The sequence below is a fragment of the Spongiibacter tropicus DSM 19543 genome (assembly GCF_000420325.1).
In the GTDB taxonomy this organism is placed as follows: Bacteria; Pseudomonadota; Gammaproteobacteria; order Pseudomonadales; family Spongiibacteraceae; genus Spongiibacter; species Spongiibacter tropicus.
This window is the reverse complement of record NZ_ATUS01000001.1, coordinates 472,607-490,285: the sequence shown is the minus strand read 5'-3', so window position 1 is coordinate 490,285 and position 17,679 is coordinate 472,607. Positions and strand designations below refer to the sequence as shown.

16 protein-coding genes are annotated in these 17,679 nt (G+C 57.8%); 7 read left to right on the top strand and 9 right to left on the bottom strand.

The annotated features are described in order from the left end of the window. Positions 1 to 97 precede the first annotated feature (97 nt). Together G411_RS0102370 and G411_RS19030 are read left to right on the top strand one after the other, a co-directional pair. The gene (locus G411_RS0102370) at positions 98 to 2,209 is read left to right on the top strand and encodes a putative bifunctional diguanylate cyclase/phosphodiesterase (protein ID WP_169530603.1); all 2,112 of its coding nucleotides are present in this window, start codon (positions 98 to 100) and stop codon (positions 2,207 to 2,209) included. 69 nt (positions 2,210 to 2,278) lie between these two features. Further along, positions 2,279 to 3,595: a sigma-54 interaction domain-containing protein gene (locus G411_RS19030; RefSeq protein ID WP_084495214.1), complete on the top strand. Its 1,317-nt coding sequence runs from the start codon at positions 2,279 to 2,281 to the stop codon at positions 3,593 to 3,595. Here G411_RS19030 and G411_RS0102360 read toward each other — a convergent pair. Further along, on the bottom strand, positions 3,592 to 3,990 hold the full coding sequence (locus G411_RS0102360; protein WP_022957567.1) for a VOC family protein: 399 nt from the start codon (positions 3,988 to 3,990) through the stop codon (positions 3,592 to 3,594). The genes G411_RS19030 and G411_RS0102360 overlap by 4 nt on opposite strands. A 128-nt stretch (positions 3,991 to 4,118) precedes the next feature. Between G411_RS0102360 and G411_RS0102355 the strand changes: the two genes are divergently transcribed. Further along, positions 4,119 to 4,664, top strand: a complete 546-nt coding sequence (locus G411_RS0102355) for a nuclear transport factor 2 family protein (RefSeq protein WP_022957566.1) — start codon at positions 4,119 to 4,121, stop codon at positions 4,662 to 4,664. A 26-nt stretch (positions 4,665 to 4,690) separates the two neighbouring features. On the opposite strand, the gene G411_RS0102350 is transcribed toward G411_RS0102355, so the two are convergent. Further along, positions 4,691 to 5,050: an SUI1 family translation initiation factor gene (locus G411_RS0102350; RefSeq protein ID WP_022957565.1), complete on the bottom strand. Its 360-nt coding sequence runs from the start codon at positions 5,048 to 5,050 to the stop codon at positions 4,691 to 4,693. Between the two features lie 100 nt (positions 5,051 to 5,150). Here G411_RS0102350 and G411_RS0102345 point away from each other — a divergent pair, with 100 nt between their 5' ends. After that, positions 5,151 to 5,387, top strand: coding sequence for a SlyX family protein (locus tag G411_RS0102345; RefSeq protein WP_022957564.1), 237 nt, complete (start codon positions 5,151 to 5,153; stop codon positions 5,385 to 5,387). A gap of 14 nt (positions 5,388 to 5,401) precedes the next feature. Here the strand turns inward: G411_RS0102345 and G411_RS22320 are convergent, their stop codons facing one another. Both G411_RS22320 and G411_RS0102335 read right to left on the bottom strand, forming a co-directional pair. Next, positions 5,402 to 5,629 (bottom strand): cold shock domain-containing protein, encoded by a 228-nt coding sequence (locus G411_RS22320; RefSeq protein ID WP_037508630.1) that lies wholly within the window; start codon positions 5,627 to 5,629, stop codon positions 5,402 to 5,404. Between the two features lie 251 nt (positions 5,630 to 5,880). Then, positions 5,881 to 6,723, bottom strand: a complete 843-nt coding sequence (locus G411_RS0102335; protein WP_022957562.1) for an SDR family NAD(P)-dependent oxidoreductase — start codon at positions 6,721 to 6,723, stop codon at positions 5,881 to 5,883. A 240-nt stretch (positions 6,724 to 6,963) separates the two neighbouring features. Between G411_RS0102335 and G411_RS0102330 the strand changes: the two genes are divergently transcribed. After that, a complete protein-coding gene (locus G411_RS0102330; protein ID WP_022957561.1) occupies positions 6,964 to 9,540 on the top strand; it encodes a PAS domain-containing sensor histidine kinase in 2,577 nt (858 codons plus the stop codon). Here the strand turns inward: G411_RS0102330 and G411_RS0102325 are convergent, their stop codons facing one another. The 5 genes from G411_RS0102325 to G411_RS0102305 all read right to left on the bottom strand — a co-directional run bounded on the left by G411_RS0102325 (position 9,541) and on the right by G411_RS0102305 (position 15,296). Next, positions 9,541 to 9,750 carry a cold-shock protein gene (locus G411_RS0102325; RefSeq protein WP_022957560.1) on the bottom strand — a complete coding sequence of 70 codons (210 nt, stop codon included), beginning with the start codon at positions 9,748 to 9,750 and terminating at the stop codon, positions 9,541 to 9,543. It lies immediately after the preceding gene. A gap of 296 nt (positions 9,751 to 10,046) precedes the next feature. Further along, positions 10,047 to 12,911, bottom strand: coding sequence for a valine--tRNA ligase (locus G411_RS0102320; protein WP_022957559.1), 2,865 nt, complete (start codon positions 12,909 to 12,911; stop codon positions 10,047 to 10,049). Positions 12,912 to 13,026: 115 nt separating this feature from the next. Beyond that, positions 13,027 to 13,368 (bottom strand): hypothetical protein, encoded by a 342-nt coding sequence (locus G411_RS19025; RefSeq protein WP_022957558.1) that lies wholly within the window; start codon positions 13,366 to 13,368, stop codon positions 13,027 to 13,029. 9 nt (positions 13,369 to 13,377) lie between these two features. Beyond that, a complete protein-coding gene (locus G411_RS0102310; RefSeq protein WP_022957557.1) occupies positions 13,378 to 13,812 on the bottom strand; it encodes a DNA polymerase III subunit chi in 435 nt (144 codons plus the stop codon). A gap of 5 nt (positions 13,813 to 13,817) precedes the next feature. Beyond that, positions 13,818 to 15,296 (bottom strand): leucyl aminopeptidase, encoded by a 1,479-nt coding sequence (locus tag G411_RS0102305; protein ID WP_022957556.1) that lies wholly within the window; start codon positions 15,294 to 15,296, stop codon positions 13,818 to 13,820. A gap of 203 nt (positions 15,297 to 15,499) precedes the next feature. On the opposite strand from G411_RS0102305, the gene lptF reads away from it, so the two are divergent. Both lptF and lptG read left to right on the top strand, forming a co-directional pair. Beyond that, positions 15,500 to 16,612, top strand: coding sequence for an LPS export ABC transporter permease LptF (gene lptF / locus G411_RS0102300; protein WP_022957555.1), 1,113 nt, complete (start codon positions 15,500 to 15,502; stop codon positions 16,610 to 16,612). Further along, complete coding sequence (lptG, locus tag G411_RS0102295) at positions 16,612 to 17,679, top strand: LPS export ABC transporter permease LptG (RefSeq protein ID WP_022957554.1); 1,068 nt, start codon at positions 16,612 to 16,614, stop codon at positions 17,677 to 17,679. Before lptF ends, lptG begins: the two co-directional genes overlap by 1 nt.

Below are 17,679 nucleotides of genomic sequence, written 5' to 3'. Positions count from 1 at the left end.
AAAAACTCACATACAAGATGTAGCCTGGGTAAGTGGGTGCATGGAGCAAGTGGTAATGCCTCCTGATTTTTGGAACCCTGATAAACGATCCGCGATAGTGCTGTGGTGGATTGCACCAGCCGGTAGTGACATACCGCTGTGCGCAACAGATCTTCCGCCAGATATGTCGGTGCACGTGGCGACGGCGCTCGATAGCAGCGAGGACACACCGGCTTGCGATGCGGTGGTCATTGCTGCGGAATTTTCCCTTGCCGAGAAGCAGTCACTGTGCCGCAGCGCTCAAGAGCGCGACCTGCCGCTGCTGGTTATTCTGGCGGAGGGCGAGGGTGCCGGGAGTGAGCTCGAAACGCTGAGTCAGGCCGGGGCTGATCTGCTGCTACCCTGTTTTCATCTCGCCTCGCTGCTGCACGGTTTGCGGCGCCTGGTCGAGGACCGTCGGCATTTGGCAGTGATGCGCGATGCGCAGGTTGTGCAGGACCAGGCGCGCCGGATGCTCAAGATCGCTCACTGGCATTACGACCTGGAGAACAAGCGCTTTCGCATGTTTAACGGGGAAGTGTTTGGCCTGGAGGGGCTGGAACACAGTCAGCTCGACCCCATCAGTCTGACCCGATCGCTATCGGCGCGCGTACCTGCTGCGGATTTGAAACGCATTACCAACAGTTTTCGTCAGGCGATAAGCGATGGTCAGGAATCGTTCTGTCATTATCGCTGGCATCATGACGATGGTCAGTGGCGCTGGGTGGAAATGCAGCTGACGCGCAGTGATGGCCCGCTATTGCAGATCAACGGGCTTTGCGTCGATGTTTCCGAACGCTACCAGAACCAGCGTGAGGTCACGCGGATGGCCTATTACGATCCGCTGACCGGCTTGCGGAATCGGGTGCTGCTCGAACGCTGTGTTGATGAGCTGCTTGCTGAAACCGAAGGCGGCAGCAGCAAGGTCGCCTTTTTCTACTTCGATATTGACCACTTCAGTCGCATAAATAATGTCCTTGGCCATGACGCTGGCGATGAACTGCTGCGTTTGTTGGCGGCGAGATTGTGTGAGCACTTTAAGGCCTGCGGTACGCCTACCGACGATATGCTCGATAGCCTCGCGGCGGGCTATTTTGAGGGGGCCGGGTGCAGGAAAAAAGGCCTGGGTCGCCTGGCCGCGGACTCGTTCGGTCTGTTTTTCCGTGTAGCAGAGGAGGAGTCGGTCTGCAGGGAAACCGTCGATGCGATGGCTGATGAACTGCTGGCACTGTTTAACGAGCCGTTTCTGCACAATGGACAAGCCATATATCTCGCGGCCAGTATCGGTATCAGTGTTTCCCGGTCGGGAGACACTGCTCGGGAGCTGATTCAACAGGCGGATCTGGCATTGCACGAGGCCAAAGCCGCCGGGCGATGCTGCAGCCGCTATTATCTGCCGGATATGATGCCGCGCTTGAGTCAGAGTCTGCAGTATCTCGATGGTATGAAACAGGCACTGATGCGGCGCGAGTTTTCGCTGTTCTACCAGCCTCGCGTGTCGGCGGACGGCCGTCGTCTTCTGGCGCTGGAGGCCCTGCTGCGCTGGAACAGTCCCGAGATGGGGATGGTGCCGCCGGCAACCTTTATCCCTCTGGCAGAGGAAAGCGGTCAGATTGTCGAAATTGGCGACTGGGTGTTCGAGCAGGCCTGTCAGCAACTGGTCGCCTGGAAGCAAGGGCCCCTTGCGCAATGCAAGCTGTCAGTGAATGTATCGGCCAGGCAATTGCGAACGCCGGGGTTTGTCGACCACTGCGCGGACCAACTGCGGCGCAGCGGGGTGGAGCCCTCGCGCATTGAGCTTGAGATCACCGAAGGCGTATTGATCGACAGCCAGCTGGCGGGGGATGCCCTGGGAGCACTGCGGGCCCTGGGTCTGGGGATTTCCCTGGACGATTTCGGGACAGGCTACTGTTCCCTCAGTTACCTGCTGCGTTTCCCGATAACTGCGGTCAAACTCGATCGCAGCTTTGTTCGGCAGATCAGTCAGGAGACCGAGAAGGCGGCCGTTGTCGGCGCCGTGACGCAGTTGGCTCACACGTTGAAGATGGACGTTGTGGCCGAAGGGGTTGAAGACATTGCGGACTGGCAGGCCCTGCAGTCGCTGGGCTGTGACCAGATGCAAGGCTTCTATTTTGCCCGGCCGATGCCCGCGACGGAACTTGAATGCTGGCTGGAGACGCTGACGCCCTGAGTGTGAAGTGTCGTTAAAATGACGGTTTGTTGCCGGTTGGGGCTGTTTTTCCCTTGGTGAGTCAATAAAATGACGGCTTCATTGTGCTCACCGATCATTCCTATGGCCCATTGTGCTGTTCAGCTATTTATCGCAGCGTCTCCAGCTCGACAGGCGTATTACCGGCAGTTGCTGGAGGCTATCGGTCTGCCGGGCTTGATGCTGGTTGAACGGGGCGACGCCGATGCGGTGTTGCTGGCGGAGGGCGGCGAGTCTTTGCTGGATGCCAGCTTGCCAGGACTTGCCGAGCCCGAGTTGGCGTCGCTGTTGCCCCGTTGTGTGGGCACGGTAGTGGCACCGGAGTACCCCTCACTGTTGGAGGGCTTATCTCGGTTGCAGAGCCTGCTGAACGAAAACGGGCCTCAGACGGGCGATCACCGCGATGGACTGGTGGCCATCAGTCCGCTCATGCGACAACTGAGAAATACCGTGGCGCAGCTCGCGGGCAAGCCCGTTACGGTAATGATTACCGGCCCTTCCGGAGCGGGCAAGGAGCTGGTTGCTCGGGCAATTCATCGTATGTCTGAGCGCGCGCAGGGACCGTTTGTACCCATCAATTGTGGTGCTATTCCCCGAGAGTTATTGGAGTCAGAGCTGTTCGGTCATGAACGAGGCGCATTCACCGGCGCGATTTCCAGTCGGGCGGGGCGTTTTGAACTCGCCCATGGCGGTACGTTGTTTCTGGATGAAATAGGGGATATGCCGCTGGATATGCAGGTGAAAATTCTGCGTGCTATTCAAGAGCGGAGTTTTGAGCGGGTCGGTTCCTGTGAGAGCCGTACGGCAGATGTTCGGATTGTTGCGGCGACGCACCGCGATCTTCCCTCGATGATTGCTGACGGTCAGTTTCGTGAAGATCTTTATTATCGCCTCAACGTTTTTCCACTTTCTATACCGCCACTTTCTGAGCGCCGCGAGGATATTCCAGCCTTGATCGACAGCCTGTCGGTACGCCTGGCAGAAGAGGGCTTGCCACTGCCCCGGTTCACGCCTGCCGCGCTGGATGCCTTGCAGGGCTATGATTGGCCGGGGAACGTACGTGAGCTGGCTAATCTGTTGGAGCGACTGGCGGTGAGCTACCCCGACAAGCTCGTTGGCGTGCATGACTTGCCGGGGTATTGTCGCGGAGATCTCTCAGCGTGGACCGCGCCGTCTGGCGGCGGCGAGCTACCTTCGCCTGACTCTGGGCTATCGCTGAAGGAAGAACTCGCTGCACTGGAGCGGCGCCGGATCACGCAGGCGCTGGAAGCCTCTGGACAGGTCGTCAGTCGCGCGGCCGAGCGGTTGGGGCTGCGGCGGACAACACTCATCGAGAAGATGCGCAAATACGGTATCGCTGCCGCTTAGCAGGCGCCAAACAGCTCGATCCAATTGCCATCGGGGTCGCAAACAAAGGCAAAGCCGATGCCGCCGCCAAACGGGGTGACGTCTAATGCGATGTCGGTGCCGGCTGCTTTCAACAGGGCCACGGTTGCCGTCAGATCGTTTGCCGCCAGACTGAAGTAACGGTAGCCGCAGGCGGCATAGCCGCCACCGGGCACGCCCTTGGCGGGGGTGTCGTCGCCGTAGTTCACCAGCTTGATGATGTTGCCGCCAACGCGGTAGCGCTCCATGCTGCCGCCGGGAAACTCCAGTCTGCCCTCCAGCGGCAATGCCAGTAATTCACCGTAGAAGTGCCGCATCGCGTCCAAATTGTTGGTGACGATGCCGACTTCCACCGTTTCGCCAAATTGTGTGCTCATAGTTGCTCTCGTTATTGTGTTGATCGCTAAGGCTAGCAGATTGCTCGCCGGAAGAGTGTGGCGCGTGGCAGTGCTGTGCTATGTTCGGGCGCTGGTATAAAAAGTTGATCGATCCGCAGAGGTGAGCAATGGCAGGCGAGAGTGAAGTATTGCAGCAACTCCAGGCGAGAGAGGCCATTCGTGACCTGGTGCTGCGTTACTGTCGGGCGATTGACCGAAAAGACTACGCCGCTTTGTCTGCGCTCTACCACCCCGATGCTATCGATGACCACGGTGCGATGTTTAAGGGGCTGGCTGGCGATTTCATTGCGTGGCTACCCGAGATGCTCGAAGCCATGGAGGCCACGGTGCATTCCGTGAGCAATCACCTGATTGAAATTAGCGGCGACACGGCGGTGGGTGAGGTGTATTGCCAGGCCTATCACCGTTATCCGGGTGAGGAAGGGATGGAAGAGCTGGTCGTTGGTGGTCGCTATCTGGATCGCTACGAGCAGCGACAGGGTGAGTGGCGCTTCAGCTACCGTAAAATCGTGGCGGACTGGAATGAAATACGCCCCAGCCGGACCGATTTTACGGGGCCAATGTTTGTCGGGGCGGCGACGGGGGCAGACTGCCTCAGCGATCCCTCAGCCGCATGGTTTGCCTCGGATGGCGGTGTCTCTGCGGACCACTGATTTATGTGGTCTCCGTCGCGAGAGTGTCAGCCGCCGGCGAGTTTAACCGTGTAGCCTTTGGCTTCGAGCAAGGTTTTTAGTGCGCTGCGCTGGTCGCCCTGAAACTCCAGGCAGCCATCTTTAACCGCGCCGCCGATGCTCAGCTTCTGTTTGAGCTCCTTGCCGAGTTTTTTAAGCGCAGCGTCGTCGAGATCCAGTCCTTTCACCAGGCTGACCCCTTTCCCTTTGCGACCCTTGGTTTCGCGAAAGATGCGCACGATGCCGTCGCCGCGACGTGCTTCCGCGTCGGCTTGTTTTTCCAGTGTCTTGCAGCGACATTGGGACTGGGGTTGCGAGCACTCAGGGCAGAGACGTCCCTGGTCGGTGGAGTAGACAAGACGTGACATAAACTTCAGCTTCCCGGGCAAAAAGGTTCAGGATCGGTATACTAGCGCCGAATTATCCAGATAGCGCTGTGTTCCATAGCTTTAGAAAGAGAGAGTGGTGATGACGGCTGACGAGCAGCAACAAATGATTGATCTTCAAACCCAGCTCGCTTTTCAGGAAGATTTGCTGACAGCGCTGGATATCAGGGTAACAGAGCAGGATGCCGAAATACGGCTGCTGCGCCAGCAACTGCAACAGCTCGCCCGTATGAGTCGCCAGATGCGCGACGCCATGGAAGAGCGGGGAATCAGCGAGCCGGGGCTGGCCGCTCAAATGGAGCGCCCGCCACACTACTGATGCCCTACTGGCAATCAGCCTTTGTCGATAATCGCAACTTCATCTGCCTGGGGGCCTTTTTCCCCTTCGGTCAGCACAAATTCCACGACCTGGCCTTCCATCAGGCTGCGACGTCCTCGGCCTTTTCCACGTATGGCGCGAAAGTGAACGAAGACATCATCGCCATTCTCGCGGGTGATAAAGCCGTAGCCTTTGCTGACATTAAACCATTTGACTGTGCCGCGTTCGCGAGTGCTGGCCATCGCATCCAGCAGCGCGGGCAGGCGAGGTGAGACAAGCGTGGCGGCTAAAATGGCCGCAAAGATAACCGCCGCTGGCAGGGCGCTGGTAACGGCGATATTCAGTTGTGATAAGGAAAACACCGCCAGAGCGGCAAGCAAGGCAGCGGTGATCAGTCTAATTGTTAAAAGCATGCGGATAAAAAACCAAATCGTTAATAAAAACAGGGCATTGCAAAGCTGTTGAGCAATACCGCAAAACGCGCATTATAGCATCAGCGGCGCAGTTCGTCGCCGCTGAGACGACTCAGGCCAAAGCGGCGGCTCAGAATGCGGTCGCGCAGCTCAGCGGGCAGCTTGCTCAGGCGGTACAACATACGGTTGCCTTTGGCGACCCCAATGTAGGCAGGGCAGTTGTCCCGTTGTGCCGCGGCCAGAATGTCCCGTGCGACCTCTGAGGCATCGCTGGCACTTTTCTGGGAGAGGCGGGCCCGTTCAGCAATGGCATCACTCAGGCTGGCGTAGGGGCTTTGCGCGTTTGGTGTCTGGAGTTCAGTTTCGGCCCGGTCGGCGAAGCGTGAGCGTATTGCACCTGCTCTGACGACCATGACGCGAATGCCGAACGGGGCCAGCTCAAGCCGCAGGGCATCGCTCAGCGCGTGCAGGGCGGCTTTGCTGGCGCAATAGCTGCCCGCGAACGGGGTGACAAGATGCGCAGAAACGCTGCCGATATTCACCACCGTGCTGCCGCGCTTTAACATCGGCAGCAGGTTTTGCACCAGTTCCAGCGGGGCGATGCTGTTAGTCTGCAGCTGTGCGGCAAGCTTGCTGGGGTCCACTTCCAGCAAGGGGCCCATCAAGCCGTAACCGGCATTGTTGATCAGCAGTGCTAACTCCCCAAATTCCTCGACAAGCTGTTGGCTCATGGCGGCGAGGTGCTCAGCGTCGTTCAGGTCCAGGGCTCGCTTGTGCAAATGGGGGTGGTCGAGAGAAATATGCTCAGGGCGCCTTGCAGTGGCGATAACGTGGTAACCCTGGTCGAGGCATTCTCGTGCCAGGGCTTCGCCGAGGCCACTGGAGCAGCCGGTAATCAGGGCCACGCGGTAGGGAGCAGACATAGCGATATCCTCGTCATATATGTTGGTTTTTTGGGCGAGGGAGGACGGCTTCTTGCCTCCGGCCATTGCTCAGCTATTTTAAGCAGAATGCTGACTATACACGGTGTTAATACGCACTGTTTGCGAGGCACCCGTTAGTGGAATTACGCATTCTATCGTTGGACGCCCCAAGGGATGATGCTTTATATCAAAAAAGCCCTTGGCAATGTGTTGCGCAGGGAAGCTGACAGGGGAGTATCAATGACAATCCGCTGTGGCGGTTTAGAAAGGGTGTTCGCTGATCGCATTGCCGGAAAGGTGGTGGCGACGCTTGCTGTCGTCTGTGTACTGGGGGTTGTTTTTGCTATTGTCGCAGGTCTTTACAACCAGTCAGCAAAGTCTGAAATACAGGCACGCATCCTCGAGCAACAGGCATTTGCCGAGCATTTTCAACAGCTTGATCGCCTGCTTGAGCGGGGGGGCGTGATTGGCCATTTCCATGAAGAACTGGCTCGTCCGGAGTTCGGCGATTTTCAGCGTCTGCAGCAGCAGCTCCGCGAGGCGGAGCAATCTCTCGGCGCGCTGCGCGACGCCGGTGCAGATCCTGCCGCAACCACCACGCTGGGAGCGTTGTTGTCACTGTATGGTGGCTATCGCATCGGCGAGTCAGCCGAGTTTCCATTGAATCCCAGGCTCGACCAGCAGGCCGTCAACGATAGCCTGATGCTGTTGCAGCAACAAAATACCGACGCGGTCCTCAATACGGAAATCGCCTTGTCGGCGGCACTTAATCGGCAATTCTGGCTGCTGGGTGTGCTGGTTCTCATGGCGTTGGCGGGATTGGTTGCCGTGCCTTTACTTATCAGCAAGCGTCGCCGGGTAATGGCCTTGGATAAGGCCCTGCACGAGGAGCGACAGCGATGTCAGCGCATGCTGGCCGCGATTCCTGGCGCGGTATTGATCGCCGATGATATGGGCAAGCTGTGTGCTGTCAGCGACAGCGCCTCACAATTGTTGGGCTTTGATCGTGAAGAACTTACTCAGCGGGATATCGAGAGTCTGATTTCCCCTCGCTTCCAACCCCAATACCAGCGCCTGTTGCGCAATGTGCGCGATGCTGAAGGGAAAGCGGAAGGTCAGGAGTTGATGATGGTCAGCCATTCCGGCAGCGATGTGCCGGTGGAGCTGATGCTTAGCTGGTTTGATGCCGGGCCCATGGGGCCAAGGCTGCTGGTGACACTGCGGGACGTTGGTGACCAATACCTGCTTCACGAACAGTTTCTGTATAGCCAACAGCGCTTTGACCTGGCGGTGATGGCATCGCGCGACGGTATTTGGGACTGGGATATGCGCGCTGACAAGCTGTATCTCAGTCCGGGCTGGCTGGCGATGGTGGGGATCGGCGGCAATGTCGCGGAGTCCGATACCAAACGCGTGCTGCTCAGTTGTATCCCCGAGCCAGAACAGCGGAAGCTGAAGAAAATCATGAAAGATTTTCTGCGCAGCAAGAGTCTGCTTTTTACCTGTGAACACCAATTACAGCGCCGCGATGGCGCGATTGTTGACGTCAGCTGCCGCGCGGCGGTGAAGCGTGACGCCGATGGCCGTGCGATCAGGATGGTCGGCGTGCATGGCGATATTACCGCTGCCAAAACGACCACACGGCAGCTGGCGGCAGATAAGCACAGCGTCGAAGATCGGCTGCGGCTGATGAGCATGAAGCTGGAAGCAGCGGAAGCTGAAGCGGAACAGGCGAATAAAGCCAGGTCGGCGTTTCTGTCGGTAGTCGGGCACGAATTCAGAACGCCGATGAACGCCGTTGTGGGAATGACGGATCTGCTACAGCGATCGCCGCTGAACAGCGAGCAAAAATTGATGCTCGATACCATTGGTCGTTCATCCCAGTCGCTGCTGGCCATATTGGACCGGGTGCTCGATTACTCAATGCTCGAGACTGGCAGTGTCACCCTGCAGGTCGAGCAGATTATGCTGCAAGATTATCTGGAAGGGGTTTTGCTGGGGCTTGCGGATGAGGTAATGAGCAATGGTCAGCAACTGATATTGAATCTCGATCCCTGCATGCCTGAGCGTATTTGTTTGGACCCTTTGCGTGTGCGGCAGCTACTGATTGCCCTGCTCGAAAATGCCATCAAATTTTCCGCTCAGAGCAAACCCAGGGGGGAGATAGAACTGCTTGCCCGCCCTGTTAATGAGTCGGAGAAACATCAGCATGGCTGGGCTGCTGTCGCGTTTGAGATTCGCGACAACGGCGTCGGCATTCCCGAGGAAATTGGCAGGGATATGTTCCGTCCTTTCGTTCAGGCGGAGAGCTCGCATAGTCGACGCTTTGGTGGCGTCGGTCTGGGGCTGGCGGTCGCAGAAAAACTGGTGTCGCTGATGGAGGGCGAGATCAGCGTTGATGCTGCTGAGCAGCAGGGAAGCTGCTTCAAGGTTTTGCTCCCCATTGACGGCTTCGAGGAGCGCGAGGATTCAGAGACCGCCTTGCCAGACCATGATGCCAGCCACCTATGGGTGGTCATCAATAACGACACCCTGCGCTTGGCGGTGTCGGCGGCATTGGGCCGGAAGGGGTGGCGGGCCCGGTACGCGACTCATATCGACACCGTCAAACTGAACCCGGCGGCAAAAACGCTGATTGTCAGCGATGCCGTCAATGCCTTGCCAGAAGCGCTGGAGCAGGAGTCCGTTAAATTGATCAGTCTGCAGCTTTGCCCCGCTGGTGGACCGGTTACCGCGCCACCTGGCGTGGTGTACATCAATCCCTTGTTGCCCTCACGGCTTTGCGGTGAGGTGCAGCGCTTGCTGAATGCTGGCTGATCAGACTTTCAGAACGTCTTCAGCCTGCAGGCCTTTCGGGCCTTCAACCAGATTGAATTCGACACTCTGGCCTTCGTCCAGCGTCCGGTAGCCATCGCCGCGAATTGAGCGGAAATGTACGAATACATCATCTCCCTCATTGCGCGTGATAAAGCCAAAACCCTTGGCGTTGTTAAACCATTTCACAGTCCCGGTTACACGTTCGCTCATTACAGATCCTCTTGATGATGGGCGGGGTGGGGCAGTAGCTTCAGTGGGGCGGCCGGTTTGGCGCCAATCACTGAGGCAGTTTGGGTGAAAAGGGGGAAAGGATAGGAGGGTGATGCCGACAGTTTTAAACTGCCCGCCTGCTTCGGGAACCACGCTGGGTGGGCTGTGCAAAGCGATGCAAACATCACGCTAAATCGGATTGTTGTGCCAGACTGCTGTTTACTATAACGATTGCGCGAGGCTTGTCTACGCCTTTTCGCGCGAAATGGCGGCGAAAAGGCGTGAACAGGGTCGCATTACAGTTCGGCGATGGCCTGGCGCTGGGCCTGCAGGCGGTCGCGCTGGTGCTGTTGCGCCTGCAGCTTGTCCTGCTCTTTTTCTACAACAGCCGCCGGTGCCTTGTCGACAAAGCCCGGATTGCCCAACTTGCCAGCCAGGCGCTGGATATCCTTTTCAAGCTTCGCCAGCTCTTTGTCCAATCGACCCAGTTCGGCATCCTTGTCGATTAACCCGGCCATGGGAACCAGCAGCTCCATGTCGCCAATCAACTGCGTGGCCGCCATGGGGGCTTCCTCGCCGCTGCCCAAGACCTGGATGCTCTCGAGCTTGGCCAGTTTGGTGAGGAACTGCCGGTTATCGTCCAGACGCCGCTGATCATCAGAACCCAGATTTTTCAGAATGATATTCAATGCCTTGGATGGCGGAACATTCATTTCACCGCGAATATTGCGAATGGCGGTGATCACCGCTTTCAGCCATTCGGCATCTGACAGTGCCTGTTCGTCAATCGCGTTCACGTTGGCGAGCGGATACGCCTGCAGCATGATGCTGTGAGGACCTTCGCCCGAGACGGTACCGGCAATCGGCGCCACACGTTGCCAGATCTCTTCGGTGATAAACGGCATAAAAGGGTGAGCCAGCCGCAGCGTGGCTTCGAGCACACGAATCAGTGTTCGGCGAGTACCGCGTTTGGCCTCGGCCGAGGCATTGTCGTCCCAGAGAACGGGTTTGGACAGCTCCAGGTACCAATCGCAGTATTCGTTCCAGACGAATTCATAGATTTCCTGCGAGGCGTGGTCGAGGCGGTAGCTCGTCATGGCATCGGCCACGCGCTGCTCGGCCTGCTGCAGGCGGGCGATGATCCAGCGGTCGGCCAGGCTCAGTTCCACTGCCTCATCGTTGACGCCGCAGTCTTCGCCTTCGGTATTCATCAGCACATAGCGCGCCGCGTTCCAGATTTTATTGCAGAAGTTGCGGTAGCCCTCCAGGCGCTTCATATCCCAGTTGATATCGCGTCCGGTGGAGGCCAGTGAATACAGGGTAAAACGCAGGGCGTCAGTGCCGTGGGCACCAATGCCTTCTGGAAAGGCTTTGCGGGTGGCCTTGCCGATTTTCTCCGCCAGTTGCGGCTGCATCATATTGCCGGTGCGTTTTTCCAGCAGGCTGTCCAGCTCGATGCCGTCGATCATATCCAGCGGGTCGAGTACATTGCCCTTGGACTTGGACATTTTCTGACCCTGCTCGTCGCGAATCAGACCGGTCACGTAAACCGTTTTGAAGGGCACTTGTGGTTGGCCGTCTTCGTCTTTCATGAAGTGCATGGTCATCATGATCATGCGCGCCACCCAGAAGAAGATAATGTCGAAGCCGGTTACGAGTACATCGGTGGGGTGAAAGGTTTTCAGGCGCTCGGTGGCTTCTGGCCAGCCCAGTGTGCCGAAGGTCCACAGCGCGGAGCTGAACCAGGTGTCGAGGACATCTTCGTCCTGATTCAGCGGCAGGTCGGCAGCGAGATTGTATTTGCTTCGAGCCTCTTCCTCGGTGCGTGCTACATAGATATTGCCGTCGGCATCGTACCAGGCCGGCACGCGGTGCCCCCACCACAGTTGGCGGGAAATACACCAGTCCTGAATGTCGCGCATCCAGCTGAAATACATGTTCTCGTACTGTTTGGGCACAAACTGGATGCGGCCATCTTCGACGGCGGCAATGGCGGGCTCGGCCAGTTTTTGCGTGGCAACAAACCACTGGTCGGTCAGCAGCGGCTCAATGACCAGTCCGGAACGGTCTCCACGAGGCACTTTCAGCGCGTGATCATCGATCTTTTCCAGTAGTCCCGCACTGTCGAAATCAGCCACGATGGCTTTGCGGGCAGCATAGCGATCGAGGCCGGCATAGGCTTCTGGCAGCTTGGCGTCGAGTTCGGTATTGGGGCTGCTGTCGCTGTTGAAGACCTCGGCTTCGGCGCGGATGGCGGCGTCTTTGTCCATGATGTTGATCATGGGCAGTTTGTGACGCTGGCCCAGCGCGTAGTCATTGAAATCGTGCGCGGGAGTAATTTTTACGCAGCCGGTGCCGAATTCGCGATCGACGTAGTCGTCGGCCACGATGGGGATGCGGCGACCGACCAGCGGCAGCTCGATAAACTTGCCAACCAGAGAGGCGTAGCGCTCATCGGCCGGATTCACGGCGACGGCGGTATCCCCCAGCATGGTTTCCGGACGGGTAGTGGCGACGACGAGGTAATGTTTACCTTCGGCAGTTTGCGCGCCATCGGCCAGTGGGTAACGGAAGTGCCAGAGGTGGCCGTTTTCGTCTTTATTTTCCACTTCCAGATCTGAAATGGCGGTGTGCAATTTCGGGTCCCAGTTGACCAGACGCTTACCGCGATAAATCAGTTTGTCGTCATACAGGCGAACGAAGACTTCCTGAACGGCTTTGTAGAAGCCCTCGTCCATGGTGAAGCGCTCGTGGTCCCAGTCCACGGAGGCGCCCAGACGGCGAAGCTGGCGGGTGATGGTGCCACCGGATTCTTCTTTCCATTCCCAGACTTTGTTCAGAAACGCCTCACGGCCGAGATCGTGGCGGGTCTGGCCCTTCGCAGCCAGTTTTCGCTCCACAACCATTTGGGTGGCGATGCCGGCGTGGTCGGTGCCTACTTGCCAGAGTGTGTTGCTGCCTTTCATCCGCTGGTAGCGGATCAGTGCGTCCATGATGGAATCTTGAAAGGCGTGGCCCATGTGCAAGCTGCCCGTGACATTGGGCGGCGGAATCATGATGCTGTAGGACGGCCCTGTGCCGCCGGGAGCAAAATAGCCGTTTTGCTCCCAGGTTTGGTACCACTTAGTTTCGATATCGCTGGGCTGAAATGTCTTATCCATGGGTTTCCGTATTGGCACTGGCTGAATTGGCACTGGCTGAGCGCGACACCGCCAGGGCGGCAGCGTCGAGAAAAGGGGCTAAGTATACTGAGTTTTTGCTTGTCGGGGCAAAGCCTTAGGGGCGGCGGCTCTGTTGGTACCACTGCTCGAGAAGTTGCTGGTCGAGCTTCAGCAGACGTTGCCGGAGCTCGGCTTCGATTTGTGGCAGCAAATCATCGATCAACGCCTGAAGAAACACTTCGCGGCTGTGGTCATTCTCGTCCCAGTCGGCAGGCGATTCCTCGGTTTCAAACTCATCGTCCAGCGACTCTCCGAAGCGCTCGGCGAGCCGGGGAGAGGGCTCGAGAATATCATCCAGAACCGGAATGTCGTCGTGATCAGATTGTTCCTTCAACAGGGTTTGCAGGGCTTCCAGTTCGCTGAGCAGCGGTACATTGGGGTTGTCTGGATCCGGCATGGTCGGCCCTCAGAAGGCAATCTGGTGATTGTGCAGCGGGTAGCCGCGCTGTTTGTAAAAACGATAGCGTTCCCGCGATGCGGTCAGCGCCTTGTCCTGTTGTACCACCACTTCTGCCATTCGCCGGAAACGGCTGAATGCCTCGGGCAGATGCGCGGAGGTATTAATCAGCACATCGCAGTGCTCGCCCATCTCCGCCGGGGTATTGCCGTTACCGGGATGGCAGAGGGTGATTGCGTCGCCGGTGTCGGTAGAGTGGGGCACAAAGGCGCTGGGGCGACTGTCCCAGAGCAGCTTGTCGAGCTGCTCGGTGGCGGCGCTGTTGTCGCTGTGGATCAGCACCCGGTGACCGCTGCGCCAGGCCTTTTCGGCCAGGCGACAGCAGAACAGCAGGGCCTCCTCCGGTGAGGGGCTGTTGAGAATATAGAAGTCGATCCTGGTCACAGTGCTCAGTTCGCCGCCTTGCTTTCCAGGTAATGGCACAGCAGGCCGACCGGGCGACCGGTGGCGCCTTTGGAGCCACTCATCCGCCAGGCGACACCGGCAATGTCGAGGTGCGCCCAGCGGTAGTCTTTGCAGAAGCGAGACAGGAAGCAGGCGGCTGTGACGCTGCCTGCTTCCGGACCACCGATATTGGCCATGTCGGCAAAATTGCTGTCGAGCTGGGACTGGTACTCATCCCACAGTGGCATATGCCAGGCGCGGTCTCGGGCGGCTTCGCCACAGTCGCGCAGTTCCTGAGCGAAATCATCCTGATTGCTGTACAGGCCAATGGCCTTGCTACCCAGTGCGACGATGCAGGCGCCGGTCAGGGTGGCAATATCGATGACCGAAGCGGGTTTGAAACGACCGGCATAGGTGAGGGCGTCGCACAGCACCAGTCGCCCTTCCGCGTCGGTGTTCAGGATTTCAATTGTCTGGCCAGACATGCTGGTGACAATGTCACCGGGCTTCGTGGCGCGGCCGCTGGGCATGTTCTCTGCAGCGGCGATAATGCCGACCACATTCAGGTTGAGTCCCATTTCGGCGACGGCGTTCATGGTGCCCATCACGCTGGAAGCGCCGCACATGTCATATTTCATTTCATCCATTTTGGCACCGGGCTTAAGGCTGATGCCGCCGGTGTCGAAAGTGATGCCCTTGCCTACCAACACATGGGGTTGATCGCCTTTTTTGCCGCCCTGGTACTCCACCACAATCAGGCGTGCGGGCTGGTCGCTGCCCGCCGATACCGACAGTAGTGATCCCATGCCCAGTTGCTGCATTTTCTTTTCATCGAGAACGCTGACTTTGACCGCTTCATATTTGCGGCCCAGCTTGCGGGCCTCCTTGGCGAGGAAGTCGGGGGTGCAGATATTGCCCGGCAGGTCGCCCAAGCGCTTGGCCACATTCACCCCCAAGCCTTCGGCAAGGCCGCGATCGACCGCCTGACGGTTGGCTTCGGTATTACTGCCCTGCAGGGTGACCCGGCGCAGGGTACTGGCCGGTTTGGGTTTGCTCAGTGTTTCGGTGTAGCGATACTGTGCAGCAACCAGCAGTTGCGCGCAGCGCTGCAGAAGCTGCGTCGGTTTTCGGCCGTCAACCTGCAGGTTATCGAACAACACGCAGGCGTCTTTACCCTGCTGCTTGTCGAGGGTATTGATCATGGTCGTCAACAGCTTGTCGAAATCGGCGTCGCTGATGCTGTCTTTACTGCCGCGACCGATGAGCAGCAGGCGTTTGGCGCGAAGCCCGTTGACCACTGGCAGCAGCAGTGCGCTGCCTACCTTGCCTTTGAAATCCCCCCTTTCAATCAGCGCCGACAGCGTGCCTTCCGTGGCCTGGTCTACGGCTTTGGCGACATCGCCAAAATGGGTGTTACAGACGACGACCAGACAGTCGCTGGCCAGGGTGCTGGGGTCTTTACAGGGCTTGAGGCTGATTTGCATGGATAATCTCGCTGACAACTATTCGCAGAGGACGCCATGATAAGTAATAATGCGCGCCAGTGCTGTGGACACTGACTGGACGACGCACTGATCAGTCGACCATGGCGGTGCTGTAACAGACGTATCTGTCATTTTATCAATGGCTAGTGTAAAGGGTATTATCTGCGCGTGAAACTATTTGCCAGACAGGAGAGCGGGGAGCTGTGATTCTATTTCGTTACCTCGCCGGTGAAGTGCTGAAGTCGGTGTTCGCCGTGACCCTGGTGTTGCTGGCGATCATCATGAGCGGTCGCTTTGTCAAATACCTGGCGCAGGTTGCCGCGGGTGACTTCTCTCCCGACGTGCTGTTTCTGATCATGCTGTACCGCCTTCCCGGTTTTCTGGAAGTGGTATTACCCCTCGGCTTGTTTATCAGCATCCTGCTTTCTTATGGTCGCCTCTATGTCGACAGCGAGATGACGGTGATGAGTGCCTGTGGCATGAGTCGCCGTCGTCTGCTTCTCTACACACAGATTCCCGCACTATTTGTGGCCGCGATCGTGGCGTATCTCAGCATGGTAATTACGCCCGCCGGTATTCAGGCCTATGCTGACAAGCTGGCCGAGAGCCGGGCGGAGATCGGGGTGAAAGCAGCGGTAGAGGGACGGTTTCGCATCGATAAAAGCAGTGGTCGAGTGACCTATATAGAAAGAACGGATCGCAACGAGCAAACCATGTACAGCGTGTTTCTCGCGCAGGCAGAAGCGACGGACAGGCCGGAGCGCTCGCTGGTTTCTCTGGTCACCGCAGACAGTGGACGCTTCCGCATTGACGAGGAGACGGGTGAGCGTCACCTGGTACTGGATAAGGGCGTGCGCTACGTGGGCGAGCCCGGAATGGCCGACTATCAAGTAACCAGCTTTGACCGGCTGAGTCAGTTACTGCGTGATCCGGAGGTGAAAACCTATCGTCAGGAACTGGACGGTAAGTCCACCGCCGAGTTGTGGGGCAGCGATTCACTGGAGGACATTGCCGCCGTGCAGTGGCGGATCTCGCTCAGTGTGCTGGTGCCCATTGCTGCCTTGCTGGCCGTGTCGATGAGCAAAACGGATCATCGTCGCGGCCGCTACGGCAAAATGTTTCCGGCGTTTATGCTGTATATGTTTTATCTGGTTGGTCTCAATGCCGTGCGCGACGCCATGGCGAAAGGGGAGTGGCCGGTGTTTCCCGGCATGTGGGTCATCCATGCCATCTTCCTGATACTGGGGCTGATTTTGCTCTATTCCGACAGCGTTCACCGGCATTGGTGGCTGTCTTGGCGGCGTGGGCGTAACTGATGGCGATGCGTAAGCTCAATCGCTATATCGGGCGAACTGTGGCTGCGGCGGTGTTTATGGTGCTGCTTGTCATTGTGGGTATTGATCTACTGTCGGCGTTGATTGACGAACTCAAAGAGATTCGCGGAGATTACGACTTCGTCGGGGTTCTCAAATATGTGGGGCTGATCGCCCCTGATGCCATCTACAAATACCTGCCCTTCGCGGCCCTCGTCGGCTGCCTGGCGGGACTGGGGTCGCTGGCCAGTTCCAGCGAGCTGGTCGTCATGCGTGCGGCAGGAGTCTCGACTTACCGCCTGGTGATGGCAGTGGTCAAGCCGACACTGTTCATCACCCTGATGGGATTGCTGGTTGCTGAATACGTGGCGCCCGCCGCGATGCAGATCGCCGAGAGTCAGCGGGCAATCGCCCTGCAGAAATCCGAAAGCAGTCACTCTCGCCACGGCATGTGGCATCGAGAGGGCAATGACTTCATGCACTTCAACGCGGTACAACCGAACGGCGTGTTGTATGGCGTAAGTATTTACCGCTTTGATGATGATCGTAACCTGCTGCAAAGCACCTACGCGAACCGAGCCAATTACAGTGATGGGCGCTGGTCGCTGGAAGATGTGCGACAGGTGCAGTTTGCCGACGACAAGGCGACATCAAGCTCGGCTTCTCAGAAGGAGTGGGACTCGGGCTTGTCGCCGGAATTGCTGAATATTCTGGTGTTGGACCCCGATGACCTGTCGATCTCCGGGCTGTGGCGCTATGCCAGCTATTTGAAACAGCAGGGGCTGAATGCGGGAGACTATGAACTCGCGTTCTGGAATAAGATTTTGCAGCCCCTAACCATTATGGGCATGGTGTTTGTCGCGATCTCGTTTATCTTCGGTCCGTTGCGAGACGTGACGATGGGTTACCGTATTTTTGTCGGGGTGATGGTGGGGATTATCTTCCGTACCTTGCAGGATATCCTCGGGCCGTCCAGCCTCGTTTACGGCTTCGATCCCATCTATGCCAGCGTGGGACCAATCGCGATCTGCTTTGTTGCGGGGCTGCTGCTCATGTTGCGGCGCAGTTGA